This window comes from Sphingobacteriales bacterium, from assembly GCA_016711285.1.
Taxonomy (GTDB): Bacteria; Bacteroidota; Bacteroidia; order Chitinophagales; family UBA2359; genus JADJTG01.
This window is the reverse complement of record JADJTG010000002.1, coordinates 859,374-879,913: the sequence shown is the minus strand read 5'-3', so window position 1 is coordinate 879,913 and position 20,540 is coordinate 859,374. Positions and strand designations below refer to the sequence as shown.

At 40.5% G+C, this 20,540-nt stretch carries 21 protein-coding genes; 7 read left to right on the top strand and 14 right to left on the bottom strand.

What is annotated here, in order from left to right; translation table 11 throughout:
* Window positions 1–17: 17 nt before the first annotated feature.
* The 3 genes from IPL35_04015 to IPL35_04005 all read right to left on the bottom strand — a co-directional run bounded on the left by IPL35_04015 (window position 18) and on the right by IPL35_04005 (window position 3,535).
* The gene (locus IPL35_04015) at window positions 18–1,199 is read right to left on the bottom strand and encodes an aspartate aminotransferase family protein (protein MBK8442621.1); all 1,182 of its coding nucleotides are present in this window, start codon (window positions 1,197–1,199) and stop codon (window positions 18–20) included.
* Between the two features lie 157 nt (window positions 1,200–1,356).
* The gene (locus tag IPL35_04010) at window positions 1,357–2,979 is read right to left on the bottom strand and encodes a glucosaminidase domain-containing protein (GenBank protein ID MBK8442620.1); all 1,623 of its coding nucleotides are present in this window, start codon (window positions 2,977–2,979) and stop codon (window positions 1,357–1,359) included.
* Between the two features lie 157 nt (window positions 2,980–3,136).
* A complete protein-coding gene (locus tag IPL35_04005) occupies window positions 3,137–3,535 on the bottom strand; it encodes a DUF423 domain-containing protein (GenBank protein ID MBK8442619.1) in 399 nt (132 codons plus the stop codon).
* 232 nt (window positions 3,536–3,767) lie between these two features.
* On the opposite strand from IPL35_04005, the gene IPL35_04000 reads away from it, so the two are divergent.
* The 3 genes from IPL35_04000 to IPL35_03990 all read left to right on the top strand — a co-directional run bounded on the left by IPL35_04000 (window position 3,768) and on the right by IPL35_03990 (window position 7,677).
* Window positions 3,768–4,736: an endonuclease/exonuclease/phosphatase family protein gene (locus tag IPL35_04000; GenBank protein ID MBK8442618.1), complete on the top strand. Its 969-nt coding sequence runs from the start codon at window positions 3,768–3,770 to the stop codon at window positions 4,734–4,736.
* A gap of 44 nt (window positions 4,737–4,780) precedes the next feature.
* Window positions 4,781–6,469, top strand: a complete 1,689-nt coding sequence (locus IPL35_03995; protein MBK8442617.1) for an alkaline phosphatase family protein — start codon at window positions 4,781–4,783, stop codon at window positions 6,467–6,469.
* A 212-nt stretch (window positions 6,470–6,681) separates the two neighbouring features.
* Entirely contained in the window at window positions 6,682–7,677 is a 996-nt protein-coding gene (locus IPL35_03990) for a hypothetical protein (protein ID MBK8442616.1), read from the top strand.
* Window positions 7,678–7,689: 12 nt separating this feature from the next.
* Here IPL35_03990 and yidD read toward each other — a convergent pair whose 3' ends face one another.
* The 5 genes from yidD to rho form a co-directional block, all read right to left on the bottom strand.
* Window positions 7,690–7,929 carry a membrane protein insertion efficiency factor YidD gene (gene yidD / locus IPL35_03985; protein MBK8442615.1) on the bottom strand — a complete coding sequence of 80 codons (240 nt, stop codon included), beginning with the start codon at window positions 7,927–7,929 and terminating at the stop codon, window positions 7,690–7,692.
* Window positions 7,907–8,185 (bottom strand): ribonuclease P protein component, encoded by a 279-nt coding sequence (locus tag IPL35_03980; protein ID MBK8442614.1) that lies wholly within the window; start codon window positions 8,183–8,185, stop codon window positions 7,907–7,909. Before IPL35_03980 ends, yidD begins: the two co-directional genes overlap by 23 nt.
* A 9-nt stretch (window positions 8,186–8,194) precedes the next feature.
* The gene (locus IPL35_03975; protein MBK8442613.1) at window positions 8,195–8,341 is read right to left on the bottom strand and encodes a hypothetical protein; all 147 of its coding nucleotides are present in this window, start codon (window positions 8,339–8,341) and stop codon (window positions 8,195–8,197) included.
* 310 nt (window positions 8,342–8,651) lie between these two features.
* On the bottom strand, window positions 8,652–8,807 hold the full coding sequence (rpmH, locus tag IPL35_03970; protein ID MBK8442612.1) for a 50S ribosomal protein L34: 156 nt from the start codon (window positions 8,805–8,807) through the stop codon (window positions 8,652–8,654).
* Window positions 8,808–8,941: 134 nt separating this feature from the next.
* Window positions 8,942–10,957: a transcription termination factor Rho gene (rho, locus tag IPL35_03965; GenBank protein ID MBK8442611.1), complete on the bottom strand. Its 2,016-nt coding sequence runs from the start codon at window positions 10,955–10,957 to the stop codon at window positions 8,942–8,944.
* A gap of 939 nt (window positions 10,958–11,896) precedes the next feature.
* On the opposite strand from rho, the gene ruvB reads away from it, so the two are divergent.
* The 4 genes from ruvB to IPL35_03945 all read left to right on the top strand — a co-directional run bounded on the left by ruvB (window position 11,897) and on the right by IPL35_03945 (window position 15,375).
* Window positions 11,897–12,946 carry a Holliday junction branch migration DNA helicase RuvB gene (ruvB, locus tag IPL35_03960; GenBank protein ID MBK8442610.1) on the top strand — a complete coding sequence of 350 codons (1,050 nt, stop codon included), beginning with the start codon at window positions 11,897–11,899 and terminating at the stop codon, window positions 12,944–12,946.
* A 113-nt stretch (window positions 12,947–13,059) separates the two neighbouring features.
* Window positions 13,060–13,596, top strand: a complete 537-nt coding sequence (locus IPL35_03955; protein ID MBK8442609.1) for an RNA polymerase sigma factor — start codon at window positions 13,060–13,062, stop codon at window positions 13,594–13,596.
* Between the two features lie 64 nt (window positions 13,597–13,660).
* On the top strand, window positions 13,661–13,891 hold the full coding sequence (locus IPL35_03950) for a hypothetical protein (protein MBK8442608.1): 231 nt from the start codon (window positions 13,661–13,663) through the stop codon (window positions 13,889–13,891).
* A gap of 287 nt (window positions 13,892–14,178) precedes the next feature.
* Complete coding sequence (locus IPL35_03945; GenBank protein MBK8442607.1) at window positions 14,179–15,375, top strand: hypothetical protein; 1,197 nt, start codon at window positions 14,179–14,181, stop codon at window positions 15,373–15,375.
* 188 nt (window positions 15,376–15,563) lie between these two features.
* Here IPL35_03945 and IPL35_03940 read toward each other — a convergent pair whose 3' ends face one another.
* The 6 genes from IPL35_03940 to IPL35_03915 all read right to left on the bottom strand — a co-directional run bounded on the left by IPL35_03940 (window position 15,564) and on the right by IPL35_03915 (window position 20,503).
* Window positions 15,564–16,157, bottom strand: a complete 594-nt coding sequence (locus tag IPL35_03940; GenBank protein ID MBK8442606.1) for a nitroreductase — start codon at window positions 16,155–16,157, stop codon at window positions 15,564–15,566.
* 66 nt (window positions 16,158–16,223) lie between these two features.
* Window positions 16,224–16,688 carry a GatB/YqeY domain-containing protein gene (locus IPL35_03935; protein MBK8442605.1) on the bottom strand — a complete coding sequence of 155 codons (465 nt, stop codon included), beginning with the start codon at window positions 16,686–16,688 and terminating at the stop codon, window positions 16,224–16,226.
* A gap of 126 nt (window positions 16,689–16,814) precedes the next feature.
* Window positions 16,815–17,984: a M56 family metallopeptidase gene (locus IPL35_03930; GenBank protein ID MBK8442604.1), complete on the bottom strand. Its 1,170-nt coding sequence runs from the start codon at window positions 17,982–17,984 to the stop codon at window positions 16,815–16,817.
* A gap of 58 nt (window positions 17,985–18,042) precedes the next feature.
* Complete coding sequence (locus tag IPL35_03925) at window positions 18,043–18,447, bottom strand: BlaI/MecI/CopY family transcriptional regulator (GenBank protein ID MBK8442603.1); 405 nt, start codon at window positions 18,445–18,447, stop codon at window positions 18,043–18,045.
* A 214-nt stretch (window positions 18,448–18,661) separates the two neighbouring features.
* The gene (locus IPL35_03920; GenBank protein MBK8442602.1) at window positions 18,662–19,054 is read right to left on the bottom strand and encodes a hypothetical protein; all 393 of its coding nucleotides are present in this window, start codon (window positions 19,052–19,054) and stop codon (window positions 18,662–18,664) included.
* Window positions 19,055–19,255: 201 nt separating this feature from the next.
* The gene (locus tag IPL35_03915) at window positions 19,256–20,503 is read right to left on the bottom strand and encodes an outer membrane protein transport protein (GenBank protein ID MBK8442601.1); all 1,248 of its coding nucleotides are present in this window, start codon (window positions 20,501–20,503) and stop codon (window positions 19,256–19,258) included.
* Window positions 20,504–20,540: the final 37 nt, after the last annotated feature.

Genomic DNA, 20,540 nt, shown 5'->3' with positions numbered 1-20,540 from the left:
AACAGGAAATATATTTTTTAATCCAAACTTTTCGTGATAATCGTGCAGGCGGTTTGTATTTCTTCGGGCGTAATCAATAAAGGCGGTGCAATGCGCAGGCAGTGGGGCGCAAATAAAAACCAATCTACGATGATGCCGTTTTTTATGCAATATTGTACGCTTTGCAGCACGGTATCAAAACTGTCCAATTCTACAGCTATCATCAAACCTTTGCTGCGCACTGCTTTGATGCGCGGGTGTTGTAAATATTGTAAAAAACATTGCTCTTTTTCTTTTACCTCTGCCATCAGGTTATTTTGCAACAGCACTTCCAAAGTTGCCAGTGCCGCCGCCGCACATACTGCATTGCCACCAAAAGTAGTGATGTGTCCTAAAACGGGGTCGTGGCTCAAACTGCTCATTATTTTTTTATCGGCGATGAAGGCTCCAATCGGTAAGCCGCCGCCCATTCCTTTGGCGAGCAGCAGTATATCCGGTACTACGCCGTATTGCTCAAAGGCAAACAGCGTGCCGCACCGTCCGAAACCGCTTTGTATTTCATCAAAAATAAGCAATACTCCCTGTTCGGTGCAATGCTTCCGCAGGGCTTGTAAAAATTCGGCATCGGCGGCAATAACTCCCGCTTCGGCTTGCACCACCTCCGCCACCACTGCCGCCGTTTGTGTAGTGATGGCTGCTATATCTTCTTTTACATTGTAGTGCAGGGTGCGCGTGGCAGGAAGCAGTGGGCGCACTTTATTTTTGAGAAGTTCATCGCCCATAATGCTCAATGCTCCTTGCGTGCTGCCGTGATAGGCGTTTTTAAAAGAAATTATTTCAGGTCGCTCGGTGTAGCGTTTAGCGAGTTTCATAGCACCTTCTACAGCCTCTGCCCCCGAGTTGGTAAGATACACATTGTTCAAGGAAGGCGGCAGTTGTGCGCACAGCAATTTGGATAATTGTACTTGCGGATAATAAATATATTCGCCATACACCATCAGGTGCATGTAGCGGGCGGCTTGCTCCTGCACAGCTTGAACAACGTGCGGGTGACAATGCCCTACATTGCTCACACCGATACCGGCTATTAAATCCATATAGCGTTGCCCGTCGGGACTGTATAAATACATACCTTCGGCGCGGTTAATTTCCAACTGCAAAGGCGCATCGCTGGTTTGGGCTACATGTTGCAAAAACAGTTGTCGTAAAGAGGTATTCATAAATAATAAATGTTGTCGCGCTGTTTTTTTAATGTTGCAAATAAAAACAAAAATGCCCTGCTGTAAGAGCAAGGCAGTGTTTTTTTATAGAAATGATGTCGTAAACGGATTGTTTATGTTTTTTTTTAAAAGTTGATTTTTAACAACATGTATTTTTTTAGCGCACACGCAACAAAGAACCTGCTACTATTTTATTTTTTTTGATACTGCTGTTCATACTACAAATATAATCAATACTGCATTGGTAGCGTTTGGCGAGGCTGAACAAGGTGTCGCCGGCGGTTACTTTGTGATAAAGACGCTCGTTCATAGGAACGCCAGCGGGAGTTGCTGCGGGTGCATCAACAACAGGAGCAGCTGCCGGAGTAGTATTTGCCGGAAAATTGTGGGCGGTAACTGCTGGACCTGAAATATCACTTTGAGCATCGTGGTAGGCGATGGTGTTTTCGCGAATGATAATTTTAGTGCCTTGCGGCGGATAGCTGATGGCGAGTTTGCGAGGTGTATCTGTTGTTGCAGGATTTATTTTTGTGGAGGTGGTGGGCGTACCGCTTTGTTTGGGAAGTGGCGGCACAACGGAATTTTGGCGAGTGCCGTGCACCTGCTGTTGTTCAGATTGGTTTTGGGTATCTTCCTTTTTTGGGGCGATGGCTGTTGTTGAGGCAGGAGCTGTTTCTTTCGTAATTTCAGTGATATGCGGGGCTTTTTTGCGCAAATACAGCACCGTACCTGCGGCAAGTTCTTCGCCCGCCTCCAAATGGTTGCGCTCGCGCAAAGCCCCTGTTTTTACGCCGTATTTCAGTGCAACTTGTTCTATGGTTTCACCTTTTTGTACTTCGTGTTTTTTATATTTTTTATCACTTTTGCTGCGGCGTTCTGCCAAATAAATGGGCGTATTGGCAGCGATGGTGTCGTTGGTTTGTATGTCGTTCCAATCTAAGAGTTTATCTAAATCACAATTGTATTTTTCTGCGATTTGTGCAGGATATACAGGATGACGATAAGTGACAACTTCTGCTCCATTGATATATTGAATAGGGCGATAGCCTAAATATTTGGGTATGGCGTGCGGCTGCGCAACAATAGCGGCAGCAGGAATAGTAGGGGTATTTTGTGTTTGTAGTGCAGATAATACATATTGTTCGCGCGGAACGGGCTGCTGTGTGTGGGCAACTATAGCATCTGCGGTTTGTACAAAAGAAGATTGTGTAGGCGAATAGGCAGCAATATATTCACCATTTTGTGCAAAATCGTATAAATGCAGACGGTAGCGTTCAATGATATTGATAAGTTTTCCGGCATAGCGCGGGTCGGTGGCATAGCCAGCGGTTTTTAAACCAAAGCACCAGCCTTTATAATCGGAACGGTCTAAGCGAAATAAAAATTTATAACGGTCTTTTTCTAATATTTTAGCATGATTAATATATGATTCATATACGCTTTCATACTTTCTGAAACACTCATTGGGTCGGTCGTCAGTGTATGAAATAGTAGCACCAAACCAAGTATTGTGGCATTTGGCACCGAAATGATTATTTGCTAAAACAGCCAAACGGCTTCTGCCATAGTTGGTTTCGTGGAGTGCCTGTGCCAATTTTATACTGGCGGGAATTCCGGTGCGATACATCTCTGAAATCGCATATTGCTGATACTGATTAATATACAACACCGCCAAAGAATCAATTTCGGCTTGTTCTTCGGACGTAATTTGAGCATAGCTCTTGGTGTTGTAAGATAAAATGACAATGAATGCTATACAATATAATAAAACTCTCTCCATATTATATTACGATTGAATAAAGGCAACGGCGACTTCTTTTAAAGAAAATTATAAAAAAATACACAAACAAAAATAATGCCTAAAAATGGGTTTATAACGATACTAAACGACAAAGTCGCTCTATTATTCCATTCGTATTAAAAAGTATATAATTGACTTATGTGGTGGGATATTTGAGTAAATTCCAAAATAACAGCAACCAGCCCGCAATAAAACACAGACCTCCGAGTGGCGTGACAGGTCCTAAAAATCCGAAGGATATCTGTGTAATTTCCTGTGTGCTTAATAAATAGATAGAACCCGAAAACAGCATGACTCCAGCCAGCCAGCACCAAGCCACTGTACTTAAAAAAGTAGCCGAACTTTGCTGCTGCCACCAAATACCGATTGCCAACAGTGCCAATGTATGATAAAATTGGTAGGTGACTGCCGTTTGATACGATAATAAGCGGTCGGGACTCAGCCGTGCTTTGAGGGCGTGTGCACCAAAAGCTCCAAAAATAACTGCCAGTGCACCCATTATTGCTGCAATGCGAAGAATAGTAATTGCTTTCATGGTGTGTTGGTATAATTTTTTTTATAAGCCGTAAAGTTGCGCAAAAATATAATATCATACTAATTTTTTTAGCGACATATATATCATTTATTATAGTTTGTTAAAATCTTTTCTGTAATCTAATTGATTCATTTTAAATGATTTATAAACTTGTGAGTGCCTTTTTTTGAAAAACTTGCTACAAGTTCTTTAACTTAGCAACCTCAAATATTTTTATCTTATTTTTTTATAGATGATAACTAAATTACGCCGTTGGCTGCTTTCGTTGGTATTTTTAACACCTGTATTGTTGGTCATTGTGGCACTTGCTACCGAGCCTCCCGCATTTTTACCTCAAGAGATTCGCCAACTGCTTCAAAATATCAGAACTTTTATTGACGATTACAGAAATGCGCCCGTAACTTCTTCTTCTGAAAGCAGCGACCCCATTCCTGCCGAACAAAAGCCCGTTAAAAAAGCATTTAATTTGGTGTCGTGGAATGTGTGTAATTTTGGAAAAAGTAAAGACGATGCCGAAATTGATTTTATGGCGAGTTTGCTGAAATCGTATGATATAATAGCATTACAGGAGATTAATGTGAGCAGCGACGGAGCGCAGGGCGTGGCGCGTTTGGCAGAAGCCCTCAACAATAAAGGCGGCGATTGGGATTATACCATCAGCGACCCCACCGAAGGTAAAGGAACTTCGGAGCGGTATGCTTATATATGGAAACAATCCAAGGTAAAGCTATACAATAAAGCGATGCTCGTGAAGCCTTTTGAGCGCACCATTGCCCGCGAACCTTATATGGCGCGTTTTCAGGTGGGTAGTAAAGATTTGTTGCTGATTAACTTTCATGCCGTACCGCCCGAAAAACAGCCCGAAAATGAAATAATGCAGTTGTATCGTATTCAAGAAACCTATCCCGTCGATAATGTCGTGTTTTTGGGTGATTTTAATTTAGATGCTCATCACGATGCTTTTACGCAAATACATAATGAATTTTCGCCTGCTTTACTCGGACAAAAAACAAGCCTCAAAAGCAAATACGCCGAAAATGATTATTTATCCGAACCCTATGATAATATTTTTTACGAAAAACAAATCATGAAAGCCCTGCGTAGCGGAGTTATTGATTTTGTGAAAAACTTTAAAGACTATGAAAAAGCCCGCAACATATCCGACCATTTGCCTGTATGGGTAGATTTGGGCTGGAAATAAGCGTTGTTTTTAGCAATTAATAACCAATCATCTTTTTGCTGTATATGTATTCCTTTTTTTACAAACATATTATATCGTTGATGCTGTACTGTGGCATTTGCCATACTGCGGCTTTGGCACAGAAATCTCACCTTGTCACTACTTCGCCCGATAATCACCCCAAATTGGTCATCGGTATTGTCATTGACCAAATGCGCTACGACTATTTGTATCGCTACTGGGATAAATATGGCGATGGCGGTTTCAAACGGCTCTTGCGCGAGGGTTTTAATTGCCAAAATACACAATATAATTATGTGCCCACTTACACCGGTCCCGGTCACGCTTCTATCTACACCGGCACTACCCCCGAATGGCACGGCATTGTAGGCAACAACTGGTATGTGCGCGAAAGGGAATCTACGATTTATACCTGTGAAGATACAACCGTACAAACTGTCGGTAGCACCTCTCTGGCGGGGCTGATGTCGCCAAATTTGTTATTGGCAACCACCATCACCGATGAGTTGCGTCTGTGGTCAAATATGCGCTCCAAAGTCATTGGCATCTGCCTCAAAGACAGAGGCTCTATTCTGCCCGCCGGACATATCCCGAATGCCGCCTATTGGTTTGATGGTGCTACGGGTAATTGGATTAGCAGCACTTACTATATGCAGCAGCTCCCCGCTTGGGTACAAAATTTTAACGAAAAACAATTTGCCACAAATTATTTACACAATATCTGGGATACTTATCTCCCCATCACCGACTACTACGAAAGCCTTTCTGATACGCAACAGTTCAAAAATCCTTTTAAAAACGCTCCCGAAGCCCATTTCCCTTATACCTTAGATACCATCAAAGCACGGGGTCTTTACAACAACGACCTCATACGCGCCACACCTTATGGCAATACATTTACGGTTGATTTTGCCATAGAAGCTCTGCAAGCCGAAAAAATGGGCAGAGGCGACTATACCGATTTTTTGGCTTTGAGTTTTTCCTCACCCGACTATATCGGACATCAATTTGGCGTGCGCTCTATAGAAGTAGAAGATTGCTATGTGCGTTTGGACAGGGATATAGAACGATTTTTGAAATTTTTGGATAAATATATTGGTAAAAAAAATGTACTCGTGTTTTTGACTGCCGACCATGGCGGTGCTGAAACCCCCGCCCACATGCAAAGTTTGCGTATTCCTGCCGGTGTTATATCCGAAACACAATTGCAAACCGAACTCAATGAATATTTCAACCATTTTTATCGTACTCCCGATTCTTTACAGTGGGTGAGTGCAGTGATTAATCAAAATGTTTATTTCAACCATGCATTAGCTCAGGCTGCCGGAGTGGGTATAGAAAATTTAGAAGCAATGACTGTTGATTTATTGGAAAAAATAGAGGGCATTGTCTATGCTTTTGACCGCCGCACTTTGCGCACTGCTTTGCCCAATAATATGCAGGTAGAGCGTTTTCGAAAAGGTTTTCATCAAAAACGCTCCGGTGATATTGTTTTTATGCTCGAACCCGCTTGGTTTGAGGGAGAATATGCTGTTAAAGGCGGCACTACGCACGGCTCCGGCTACAATTACGATACCCACATTCCTTTGTTGTGGTATGGCTGGCGCATCAAAGCGGGCGAGTCGGCACGCCCCGTATGGATTACCGACATTGCCCCCACTTTAGCCAATTTTCTGCACCTGATGGAGCCGAATGCCGCCATTGGCACACCTATTCCGGGACTTACCAAATAAGCGCATTTTTCTTTTTTTCGCAACTTAAATAATGAATGATGCAATTACTATCTGTCGCTGATACACGCAGTGTGCAATTATTTGATGAAATGCCCTTGTCTATTTATCGTCCGCCATATCCGAATTGGGTGCGCCCGCTGCGTCAGGAGGTAGAAAAAGTATTTTCGCCTCAAAACAACAAACTCCTCCACGGCGGCGAAGCGATACGCTGGGTGCTACTTGATGCGCAGGGCAAAAGCATCGGACGAGTAGCCGCTTTTTACAACCCCGAACGCTCCTACGACAAAAACGCTCCCGTTGGCGGTATGGGTTTTTTTGAATGTATCAACGATCGGCAAGCGGCTTTTATGCTCTTAGATGCCTGCAAAGAATGGTTGCAACAACGCGGATTAGAAGGAATGGACGGACCCGTCAATTTTGGCGAGCGCGAGCGTTGGTGGGGACTTTTGGTCGAGGGCTTCGACCACTCCCCCGTATTTTGTATGCCCTATAACCCGCCTTATTATCAAAATTTTTTTGAAGATTACGGTTTTCAACTCTATTTTAAACAATACACCTTTGGTCGCCTGATTGATATTCCGATTCCTGAGCGATACGAAAAAAGAATGGCAGCCATTATCAATAATCCTGAATATCGTTTTGAAGATGCACGTCAAAAAAACTTTGCGGAATATGCCGATGATTTTTGCTATATTTATAATTTGGCGTGGGGAAAAAATCACGATAATTTTAAACCTATGAGCCGCGAAAAAGCACGCGCTCTTTTTAAATCAATGGAGCAGGTGGTTGATAAAAGAGTAGTATTTTTTGCGTATTATAAAGACGAACCAATTTCTTTCTTTCTCTCTTTGCCCGAACTCAACGAAATTGCTAAACACTTAAACGGTAATTTGAATTGGTGGGGCAAATTAAAATTTTTGTATTATCAAAAAACACAAGGCAGCAACGGCAAATTGCTGGGCATTGCTTTTGGTATTATTCCTTCGCAGCAGGGCAAAGGCATTGAAAGCGGTATGATGCACAAAGCCGTGCAAGTAATAAAAAAAGATAAAATATACGACTATATAGAAATGAACTGGGTTGGAGATTTTAATAGCAAAATGCTTACTATTCCTAAGCATTTGGATTGTGATTTAGTAAAAACACACCACACCTACCGCTATTGGTTCGATCGCTCCCGACCTTTCGAGCGTTCGCCGATGATATAGTTTTTGGGAGCATTAAGGAACGGGGTCGTAGCCGCTGCCGCCCCAGGGGTGGCACGAAGCCAAGCGTTTGACGCTCAATTTAATACCTTTCCAAAAGCCGTGCTTTTCGACGGCTTCCCAAGCATACTGCGAGCAGGTGGGCATATAACGACAAGAAGGCGGCGAGAGCGGCGATATAAATTTCTGATACCAACGAATACAACATTGCACCATGCGCACCGCCCAAGATTTAGTATAATGTTGTTGTAGCATTGGGTAGTTGATAATTCAGTTGTTGGCAAATGTGCTGCAAAGCAACATTTGTTTGGCGGTAAATAAGAGAAAAAGGTGCTTCCTCTTTGCCGATATACAGCAACATCAAAGCCAATGAATGAGGCTTTTTGAGCGTAAGTGTATCTTGTAAAAGGTATTGTTGCAAGCGATAGGCTTCGCGGAGTTGGCGTTTGAAACGGTTGCGAGCCGTAGCGAGGGGATATAGTCTTTTTGAAACAGAAACTACTATTTGCACCTGTGCTGTTTAATTGCTTTGAGCGTACCACACCACACGAAGCGGATAAAAATTTTTCCCTTTTTGTTTTTGTTGAAAAAGAGCTTGCAGTATGTAGCGGCTTTTGAGTTTGCTATGGCGCGGCAAGCGATAGGAAGGTGAGGCAGCAGTTTTCATATTTTTTATACAAAAATATCAACAATAAAATCACTCCCTTGTCTAAGTAAATTTTTAAACAAAGGGAAAGGTATAAGGTATAAAAAAATGATACAGAAAAAAAACACCAAAAAATGACAATTATTGTATTGGTGATAATTTTTTTTGTGAGATAGTAAAAAAACAAGACTTTCGCTTGAAGCAACTTAAACAATGGATAAACAAAAATGTATGGAGATGCTTGTCAAAAAAACACTCCCTTTTTTGTTTATCAACTAAGCCGTCAAGCGAAAGTCTGGATAAAAAATATAAGCTCAGTGAGCAGCAGTGATTATTTCAAACGTCTTTCGTCAGAAACCGTCAATTTGTGTCTGCCTTTGGCACGGCGTGCTGCCAACACACGGCGACCATTTTTGCTTGCCATACGTTTTCTGAAACCGTGTTTGTTGGTTCTCTTTCTACGCGAGGGTTGATAAGTCCGTTTCATCGCTTCAAACTATTTATTAATTTTTTATACAATATTGTTGTTTCTATTTCCTTTTGTGCCAAAAGGTCGGCAAAGATAGGCTTTTGCTCTTGAATAAGCAATTTTTTTATTAAAAAAATCCTTTTAATTTAAATTTAGCCATTCATAGAAAATAAAAACTCGGCGTTGGAGCGTGTATCTTTGAGGCGTTTGTACACAAAATCCATCGCTTCTTCGGTGGTCATATCCGAGAGGTGATTGCGCAAAACCCACATTTTTTGCAATACATCGCGCTCCAGCAATAGGTCTTCGCGGCGCGTGCCGGAGGCTATCAAATTCACTGCCGGATAAATACGGCGGTTGGATAAACGGCGGTCGAGTTGCAATTCCATATTACCCGTTCCTTTAAATTCCTCAAAGATTACCTCGTCCATACGCGAGCCGGTATCAATGAGGGCGGTGGCTAAAATGGTGAGTGAGCCGCCGCCTTCGATATTGCGGGCTGCTCCGAAAAACTGCTTTGGTTTGTGGAGCGCATTGGCTTCTACACCGCCCGACAATACCTTGCCCGATGCCGGTGCTACCGTATTGTAGGCGCGTGCCAAGCGCGTGATAGAATCCAGCAAAATCACTACATCTTGCCCACACTCTACCAAACGTTTTGCTTTTTTTAACACAATTTCTGCCACTTTTACATGTTTTTCGGCGGGTTCATCGAAGGTAGAAGCTACCACTTCGGCGTGTACGCTGCGCTGCATATCTGTCACCTCTTCGGGGCGTTCGTCAATGAGCAATACAATCAGATAGGCTTCGGGGTGGTTAGTAGCAATGGCATTGGCTACATCTTTGAGCAAAAATGTTTTTCCGGTTTTGGGTTGCGCCACTATCAAGCCGCGCTGTCCTTTGCCGATGGGCGAAAACAGATCAATTACACGAGTTGGTATTTTGTCGGCAGTAGTTTCCAAGCGAAATTTTTCTTGTGGAAACAAAGGTGTGAGATAATCAAATGTAACACGGTCGCGTACTTCTTCAGGGCTTCTGCCGTTGATGCTGTCCACGCGCAGCAAAGCAAAGTAGCGTTCGCCGTCTTTGGGTGGGCGCACCGAACCCTGCACTGTATCTCCTGTTTTTAATCCGAATAACTTTACCTGCGAAGCCGACACATACACATCATCGGGCGAAGAGAGGTAGTTATAGTCCACCGAGCGCAAAAATCCGTAATTTTCTGCCATCATTTCCAGCACACCGCTTGCTTTAATTACGCCATCAAACTCTACATCAAAAATAGACTCTTTTTTGTTGTTTTTTTGTTGCTGCTGCTGATTTTGTTGTTGCTGTTGTCTGGGCTGCTGATTTTGCTGTTGGTTTTGTTGCTGTTGGCGATGATTGCCTGCCGGTTGTTGCGGCTGCACTTTGCGTTGTTCGGGTTCAATGAGTGCTACGATATTGGTGGCAGTAGGCGGCGTAGGTGGTGTAGATTTAGAGCCTCCTAAAGCTATCGGCTCTTGCATTAGTTTAGATGCGTTGATAAACTCTTTGTTTTTTTTATCGGTTTTGGCAACGGCAGGCGGAGTTTCCGGAGTTGATGCAGGCGAATTTTCTGCTGTATTGGCAGGTGGTGGTGTAGGAGGTGGCGGCGTGCTTTCTGTGGTGGCAGGCGGCGATACGAAGTTTATGTCCTGCTTGAAAATAGGCGGCAGCGGTTTTTGACGAGATTGTTCTAATTGCATCGATTCCGCACCCTGTGGCTTACGAGGTATATGTTTGCGCTGTTTTTGAGCAGCAGGAGTTGCAGATTCTTTTTCGGTTGGTGGGGTAGATTCGGCAAAAATTTCCATTGTTGTTGTCGGCATCTCCTGAGGCGAAGGCGAATGTTGTTTCTTGCCTTTGTCGTTGTTATGAGGAGGCGGAGCGGCAGCACGCTCTTTTGTCGGGTTCTTTTTATTATTATGGTCCGGAGCGGCAGGTTTAAGATGTTTATTACTATTTTGTTGTTGTTGTTTTTTATTTTTTATTTTTTCGATAGCTTCCGGATTAACAGCTTGACGATCTAATATTTCAAAAATAAGGTCTTGTTTTTCAAGTTTGTTCGGATTTTTCACTTCTAAACTTTCTGCTATCTCTTGAAGCTCTGGCAGCAACATGTCATTTAGTTGCAAGATGTCGTACATAAAAAGAAATTAAATTGTGATAAATGATTGGATGAATAAAATATGGTATCAGTATAAAAAAGGTGTATTATAGTAGCAACTCCCAAATCGGTAATAATTTTTTACCGAATATGTTTTTGTTTAATAATATACTTTTTAAAAAAAAATGTAAAAAAATGATGTAAATAATCAGATGAATGGTAAGGAATAAAATATTATCCGCCTTGTGTATGATTATGAAAATGAACGAAAAATAATTTTTTATGAGTGTATAAGAATATCACACTGCATATTTGGTTTAAATTTTTTGTATTATTGTTTTGTAGCTTACTGAATAGCTGTGATGCTTTCCTGCCTGATTATTTTATACATAAAAAAGATAACACCAAATCTAAATACTTTTAAAAATACAAGTTGTTGTGTTTTTTTTATATGTATTTTTATTAAAATATGTAAATAATTATATTTCAGTAAATAAAAACACAATCTGTTGTACAGAACTTATACAAAGATAGTCAAAAATAAATTGAATTTGAGTAACTGAAAATAATACAAAAGCTGAATTTATATGGTTGAATTTAGTAAGATTTTGAAGTATAGTTATGGAATCTATCTACAAAATATACACAATTATAATGTCTATCGTAAAAAAATAACACTGAAAATAACGGCAATGTTTTAATAAAAAATGCGCCGTATTAGCTGAAGAATAGCACAAAGATAATTTATTTTCTGATACAAGCAAAAAAAATGCCTAAAATATGTTTATATCGTATCAATATTATTTCTTTTGAAAATTATTTACAAATAACTGATAATAAATTAATTATATTGATTTTTAGGATTTTGCCAAAATAAAAGTCAAATTTATTTAAATTTGTTGATGGTATAACATATATTTGTTATCGTTTTTAGTGAATTCAATGACAGCAAATTCATTTTTTGCGACCTGAAATACCTATGAGTACATCTCCGTTTCATCAAAAAAATAATACACTCAGCTCCGAAGAGCAGGAATTAGAGCGTGCCTTGCGTCCTAAACAATTTCTTGATTTTACAGGGCAGGAAAAAATGGTGGATAACCTTAAAATTTTTATAGAAGCAGCCAAACGGCGCGGCGAAGCCCTTGACCATGTGTTGCTTCACGGGCCACCCGGATTAGGAAAAACCACCCTCTCTCATATTGTTGCCAACGAGTTGGGAGTCGGTATCAAAATCACATCGGGTCCCGTACTCGAAAAACCCGGTGATTTAGCTGGTTTACTTACCAATTTACAGCCCAACGATGTGTTGTTTATAGATGAAATACACCGTTTGGGAAAAGTAATAGAAGAATACTTGTATGCGGCAATGGAGGATTTTACAATTGATATTATGATTGACAGCGGTCCCAATGCTCGCTCCATTCAAATCAACCTCAATCCGTTTACATTAGTAGGAGCTACCACACGCTCCGGCTTATTGTCGGCACCTATGCGCTCGCGCTTCGGTATCACCTGCCGTATGGAATACTACGACGTAGATACGCTGATAAAAATCGTAAACCGCTCGGCATATTTACTCCAAACTCCCATCGAAACAGAGGGCGCGTATGAAATAGCAAGACGTAGCCGCGGCACTCCGCGTATTGCCAATGCCTTGCTGCGCCGTGTGCGCGACTTTGCCCAAATAAAAGGAAACGGAAACATAGATTTATCCATCGCTCGCATATCCCTTGAAGCACTCAATGTAGATGAGCACGGATTAGATGAAATGGACAACCGTATTTTGTCCACTATCATTGATAAGTTCGGCGGTGGCCCGGTTGGTATCACTACCATAGCCACTGCCGTAAGCGAAGAAGCCGGTACACTGGAAGAAGTCTATGAGCCATTTTTGATAAAGGAGGGCTACCTGAAGCGCACACCGCGCGGCAGAGAAGCCACCGAGATGGCATACAAACATTTAGACAAAGAAATACCGCTCTCTTTTTTAAATAATAATCAAGGATTTTTGTTCACAAATCAGTGACCATTTTTGTTTCAGTTATCTAAAAAGTACAATAAAAGTTTAGACCCTTTCATTGAATGTCGTTCCGTAGAGATTTAAAAAAATTATCCGATGAAGATATTATAAAACTCATAGTGGAGGATAAGCAATCTGACTGCTTTGAAGAGTTGTATAATAGATATGCAGATAAAATTTACAGGAAAACACATTCTATGACACAAAATGAGGAAGATGCCAAAGATTTGTCGCATAATATTTTTATAAAAATATTTACCAGTTTATCCGCATTTAAACAACAAGCCTCTTTTGCTACTTGGATTTATCGCATTACTTATAACGAAAGTATTAATTTTTTAAAAAAGAAAAGCCGCCAGCTTGTATCCGTTTTAGAAGAAGAAGAAATAACCGATGATATAGAGGATAAATCTAATTTGGATATAGAAAAGCAAATTTTATACGATATAAAAATTTCCAAATTACGAGAGTACCTGCAGCAAATAACACCGGAGGAAAGAGCCGTTCTGTTGATGAAGTATCAAGATGATTTAGGTGTGAAAGACATAGCAGATACCATTAATGTATCACAAAGTGCCGTAAAAATGCGGCTATTGAGAGCCAGAAATCGTATTTATGAGTTATTTCAAAAGGATAAAGACTTAAATATTTTTTAAAAAATTATCCGAAAATGAAACTTAACTTCTTCTTTATGTGTCTCATTTTAACCAAAGAATCGCCATGCAAACCAGACCTAATATTTTTGAACAGTTAGACGCGGAAATAAAAGCCCCCGAATCGCTGAAAAAACAAGTGATGCACTCCATTTCGTTACTGAAATATGTAACTGAAGTGGTGGACTTGTTTACTATTAAGCAGGCACTTTCTTACAAAAATATGCTACGGGATATGTATAAAAACGATAAATCTGCCGGTGAACGCTCTTCGGATAATGACCCTCCGACCGATTAATATTATTCCCCGATTGCCCACCCCCATTTGCTTTTGTGTCAAATGTTATTTTTGCCACTATACAGCATTGTTGAAATGTTTTTTTTTTCGACAAATTACTTCATCATTATTACCTAATCGTTTTTTTATAACAACAACGATACTTTTAAACACCGCTATATTTGAATTTATGCGTATGTTTTGAGTTTTAAATATTTAGATAAAAAGATTGTTCTATATATAGGAGCTGTGTATATTTTATTTATAATTCTTTATTTTACTTCATCTAAAACTAATTATTTTTTATTATGAGTATCAGAAAATCATTTTTGACCTTATTGGCTCTCTTCTTGTTTTCTTGGGGGCTGCAAGCACAATACGAAACCATTTTGTACGACCGCGAACGCAATTTATTTAATAAAGGAAACGAATTGCCCGCCGAAACCAACTTTATTGTAAATGGCGAAATAACCCAAACAACGGACATGGTGCAAATTGAAATTTTTAAAGCCGGCAAGCATCGCAGTCCTTTATACATCAACCGTTGGACACGCAGTGTTACCAATAAAGGCAACCAATTTGAAATCCCTGTGAACTATAAATTGCGTAGCAGCAATAATTATGATTTTAAACTCAGTAATTATAAAGTTGCTGACAATAAAAACAAAGAGGCTGCCCGCAAAGAAATTGTGCAGTCTATGAATAAATACCTGCAATCTACCTTTGTGGCAAAAGGCAACCATTTGCGTATGAATAAAAACCGCAAAACAGTATTGCGCGAACTGAACACAATAACAAAAAAAGGATTGTCTAATCACAAGAGTATGTATGATATGCCGTTTGATGGCTACTCTACCATAATTTCGCAAAAGTTGCGTCAGATTAGTAAATCCGAACAAGCTATTGATTTTAAGTTGGATATCAAGGATAAAGAGCAGAAAGAAGATAAAAACATGAAAAAAAGCACCGAAAAATTATTGGGAGCTAATCAGCAGGTGGAAGAGTTGAACAAAATCCTCAACGAAGAACTCGGCTCTTATCTCAAAAATGATTTGTATGCTTTTCAGGGTAGCAGCGATATTGCCAGTTATCCCGTAGAGTCCACGCGCAACTATTTGGCAGTAAATGTAGGCTATGGTGGAATATATCTCAATAATGACGGCACTGATGTTTCTACTGCTTCGGCTCCTTTTGTGGGCGTATCTATACCTTTTTCGGGGTCTGCATTGGCTCCGGCATTTTTCAAAAATACTGCCATCTCCACAGGTGTTTTCATCACCGACCTCAAAGACGACAATAATCAGGTCATGAGTGGCCCTTTTATCAAACGACCTTTTTATTTGGCACTGGGGTATCGTGCTTTGCAATTTGTACGCATCAATGCAGGAGCAACTTTTATTGAACAAAATAAAGATAACCTCAGCAAAGACAAAGAAATCAAACTAAAACCCTTTATAGGCATTAGTGCCGAAATCAATTTGTCGGCTACTTTGGGCAGAAAATAAACAAAAAGCTATCCCGGTGACGGCGGTTTGTTATTTGTTTTATTTAAAATAAACAACATTTTAAATATTTATGACTGTTTTTTTGTGACTTTATTAAAAAAAACAGTCTATATGATAGGTTTTGAAGGTTTAACTTTTTGATGTGAGCTATGCTGCGACCGACGCCGAGAGGCATCGGTCGTTTTTTTTTATAACCACACGGCTTTTTCTGTTATCGCTGTCAATCTCCTTCCTGCCTTCATTGCTGCATCTGCGGCGGCATAACCTACATACAAAAATCCCAAACATTGCTCATTGTGCTGCAACGCCAAAAAATTGCGTAAAGCGTTGGAATAGGTGCTGCCGCCTGTTCCCCAAAAACACGACACTCCATAAGCCGTTGCTGTGAGCCACATATTCATCACCGCACACGCCACTGCTGCTATTTCTTCTGTTTCGGGAATAATTTTGGCAGCTTCGTTGGCTTGCCGTTTCCAGCATATCGCAATCACATACGAAGCATACAAAGGTCGCTGCTGCGCTTTTTCATATTTTTTGTTATTGAAAGTGTCAGCACTACTTTGGCTTTTGTAGTATTCGGCTTCAAAAAGCCCTAAGTCTTTTAGCGACTCTGGACTGGCAAATACTTTAAACCGCCAAGGCTCGGTGTAGGCATGTGTAGGAGCCCAGTTGGCATTGGCGAGCATATTTTCTACAACTTCACGCGGCACTTTGCGTGTTGTATCAAAATCTTCCGGCTTTACGGAACGGCGCATTGCTATTATTTCATTGATAGCAGCCACAGAAACATCTGTATTCACAAAAAATAAAAAGGATAAATTTGATATAAAAGACAGAGCATTGGTTATTTATGCTCCTGTTGTATTATTCAGCAGTTCTTTTACTACCGCCGATACGGCACTGCCTTCGGCTTTTCCGGCTAAGGCTTTGCTGGCAATTGCCATTACTTTTCCCATATCCTTGGGCGAAGCAGCACCTGTTTCGGCAATGATGTTGCGCACCTCCTGAATCAGTTCGTCGCGGGTGAGTTGTTTGGGCAAAAATTGCATAATTACCTCCAATTCTTCTATTTCTTTTTCTGCCAAATCCTCGCGCTGCTGTGTTTTGTAAATTTGTATCGCATCTTGGCGTTGTTTGCTCAGTTTTGTGAGCAATTTAATTTCGTCATCGGTACTCAATACATCGTTGGCGTTTTCGGCGGTTTTTGCCAATAATATCGCCGACTTAATTGCACGCAAAGCACGCAATTCACCGGCATTTTTTGCTTTCATAGCCTGTTTGATAGCTTCGTTTATGGTATTTTCTAAGCTCATAATATTTTATTTATTGTATTTTGTGATTTCCTTTGAAAAAAAATTCAGAGATTTTTAGGGTAAAAAAGATACTGCAAAAAAGTGGTTGAAAAAAATATACGGCTACCCACAAAAAGTGCTGCAAATTTACTCAACAATAACAGATTTGTCGGCTATATCTTTGTCATAAATACTTTTTGCCAAGCAATGGGCGCAAAAAATGGTTTTACCGCAGGTTTCGTATTCGCGATGCAAGGCTTCATATACTTGCAAACGGTCGGTTTGTTGGGTGATGTAAGGAAAAATCCTTTGCGAAGTGAAACTCATCACTATTGCTATGGCGGCGATAACGATACTGCTCCAATAGCGCGTGGCAGTGGGTAAGCGATGATGATGCAACTGCGGATTGAGCAGATATTGTATGCGCTCGTGCAGCAAACTATTATTGCTAAACGCCGACAGCGCGGCGGGGAGTGGTTCGCGGCTTTCCATTTTCAGCAGTAAATACGCATATTGGCGCACATTGCCCAAATGCAGGGCTGCCACTTCATCGGCGATGTGCTCGCTGAGGCGCAACAACTCGCGGCGAAGAAAATAATATGCTGGATGCACACACCACAGCACTTGTGCCAAATGAATAAACATTTTTATCCAGGTGTCTTTTTGGCAGATATGAGAATATTCGTGCATCAAAATCGCTTCGCGCTCTTGTGCATTCAGTTCCTGCTTACTATCTTGCCAAATCATATATTTATTCCATAAATAAAAAGAGCCTATCGGCATTTTTTTTCGCGGACGCAATAAAATGATTTTTTTTCCAGCGATATACAGTGTTTCTTGTTTTGAAGTGGCAATAATATAGAGCAACCAAATAATTTGCAGCGTAAAAGAAACGACCAACAACACCCCCGCACCTATAATCAGCGAAGCAAAAGTATTCTCCTGTTTGGATAAAAAACTATACCAGTTGTTGTTGTGATATACGATAATGTTTTTCTTTTCTATATGAGCGCAATGACAAAACTGTGCCTGACTGATAGCCAAAGACCAACAGGAATCAACGGAGGCAGGGTCGGCAAAGCAGTATTCGTTGCAAATATCGTTGGTAAGGGCTATTTGGTGCTGAACTATTACTTGTGGTTCGGGATTGATGCGATACTGATATACGCAATACAAAGGCATCACTACCGATATAGCGAGTAGCATCAAAACAGCTCTTTTGCACAATAGTGCCGAAAAACGGCGGCGTATCAGCAAAAGATACAGTGCCGTTCCGATAAGCAGCGTAATATAAGACAGAAGCAGATAACTAAGCATAAAACTGATACAAAGAGAGAGCAGTTTTAAAAAATATACATACCTGAAAAGTATATCGTCATTTTGTTGATGAAACAGTGGTATTTTGCTCCGCCGCTTCCTGACCATCTATCATACGGCGCAAAGTAGATATTTCTTCTGCCGATAATTTTTCATCGTTGCCCATCAATGCTGATATAAAACCGCTGCGCGAACCAGCAAAAAGATTTTCCAATACATTGGCAACGTGCATTTTTTGATAAGCTACTTTGCTGATAGTAGGAAAATAAATAAAGCCTCTACCTACCGTCTTATGCTGAATAAAACCTTTTTCCTCCAAAATACGCACCGTAGTAGAAACGGTATTATAAGCGGGTTTTTCGCTTTCCTGCCATTTTTCTACTAACTGTTTTACAAAGGCTTCTTTCATTTTCCAAAGTAAATTCATCACTTTTAATTCCAAAGGGGTGAGCAAACGAGTCATAATTTTTTATGTAAATATGGTAGTGTTTAATTAAAAATCAATATTCAAAACCAACAACAATATAAAACAAACGCACCAATGTACAAAGTTCGTATATTGTTGTGGAATTTGTTTGTTTTTTAACTTTCTTTATAAAAATAAAAGCGGCTCATTCCCATTATGCAGGAAAAGCCGCTTTTATGATGCTTGCAAAAGCAAACAATAATCTTACTTATTACTTAGCACCGGGGCGTTTGGTCACATCTACTTTTTTAGGAGCCGGAGGTGTTGCCGGAGCAGTCGTAGAAGTTGGCGGAGGTGTTGCCGGAGCAGTAGTTGGTTTAGCAGCCGGTTTAGCAGCAGCCGGTTTGGTAGTGGCGGCTACACCTTTGCTGGTTTTTGCGGTAGCAACAGAATCGCGCAAAGTTTGCAAAGCTGTTTGTGCTGCTGTTCTTTCTTCTTCAATTCGTTTCAAGCAATCGGCTTCATCGGCAGTTTTTACCGAATCAATGGCTGCACTTACTTTTTGTGCAATTTTAGCCTCTACTTCGGCGGGTTTCATACCACAACCCGTAGCTCCTGCCAATGCACCCAATACTATAAGAGAAGAAACAAAAATTTTTTTCATTGTTTTTCTTAAAAATTTAGATAAATAAAAAATTATTTTTATAATTTAAGCCGCAAAGATACATATATATATTATATATAGCTCCTGTTATTGCTTAATTATTTGTAGAATATCAGACTTGCAGCAAATAGGGGCGTTTAAAACTTCTGTTAAAAAAAATATTTTTTTGGTATTGGGTATGATTTTTTAGTTTGTACTTATCTAAAAATTGTAATGAAATGAAACGCCGGGTATAATGGCGTTGAATTTGTAAGAGCCTGCTAAGGCTTCCTGAGAACCCTTGGCGGGATTTAAAGTACCTGCATTGAGCAAATCTTGTGTAGATTGAGATGTTTTTGCTCCCAATACCACCAACAAGGACATATCCAAAGTGGCTTTTTCGTTAAAATCATAACCGAAACCTCCGGTAAGGTTGATACGGTTGGAGTTGGGAGTTTCGGGAGTAATGTAGCCTTTGTCGGCAGGGGAGGGGTCGTAGTAGATACCCATTCGCAAATCTAATTTATCGGTGGCAGTGTATTCTGCACCTAATTTCATCAATACCGAATTTTTGTAATTGCGCGGCGAATCTAAATCTTGAAGTTGGTCGCTGTTTTTTTCAAAATCTATTTTTAAAGATTTATAAGCACTCCATTGTACAAAATTGGCTTCGGCAGCTACGAGCCAGCGCGGGTGTATTTGCCAACCCAAACCCACCAACAAATTTGCCGGCAGCGGCAAAGATGCCGAAAATGTATTATCGGTAGGAAATGAAGTTCCCAATAAATAAAAAGGAACATTAAACTCCGCATTGCCGCCTTCTACTTCGGCATTGATTAAAGAGCGATAATTGACTCCGATAGAAAGTTTTTCGGTCGGCTGAAATTGAATACCGATATTATAACCCAAACCACTGGTAGTACCGTTTAGGTTTACTTCGGATTCTGTTCCGTCATTGGTTTGTATAGGAATAGCTTTGGATAATTTTACGCTGCCCATCGCATATACCAAACCTGCACCGATACCTATTTTGTCCGTCAGACGATAGCTGAATGTAGGTTGAAAATAAATGGCTTTCAGGTCAATGGATTTTAATATAAAACGCCCTTTCCATGTATCTTCCCACTCTGCCCGCGAGCCGAAAGGTGTATAAATACCCAGTCCGGCTTTCCATTTGTTTTTACCATAAACGGCATATACATGGAAAGGGTAGTTGATGAGATTATTGGTGCGTGCGGTATAATTGCCGTTGGAAGTTTCGGTATCGGCGTACAGAATATTGGCAAAAATAGGGCTTACGCCTAATTGTAAACTGTTTTTTGACCAGGTCATACTGCCCGGGTTCCAAAAAATAGAGGAGGCATCGCGAGTAATGGCTGCCCCGTTAAGTCCAATTGCGGTTTGACGATTACCCTGCAACATTACCTGATAACCGCCCGCATATAAATTTTGGACGCATAAAATCATCAATAGCGAGAAGATAAAGCATTTTTTTTGCATATCTGAA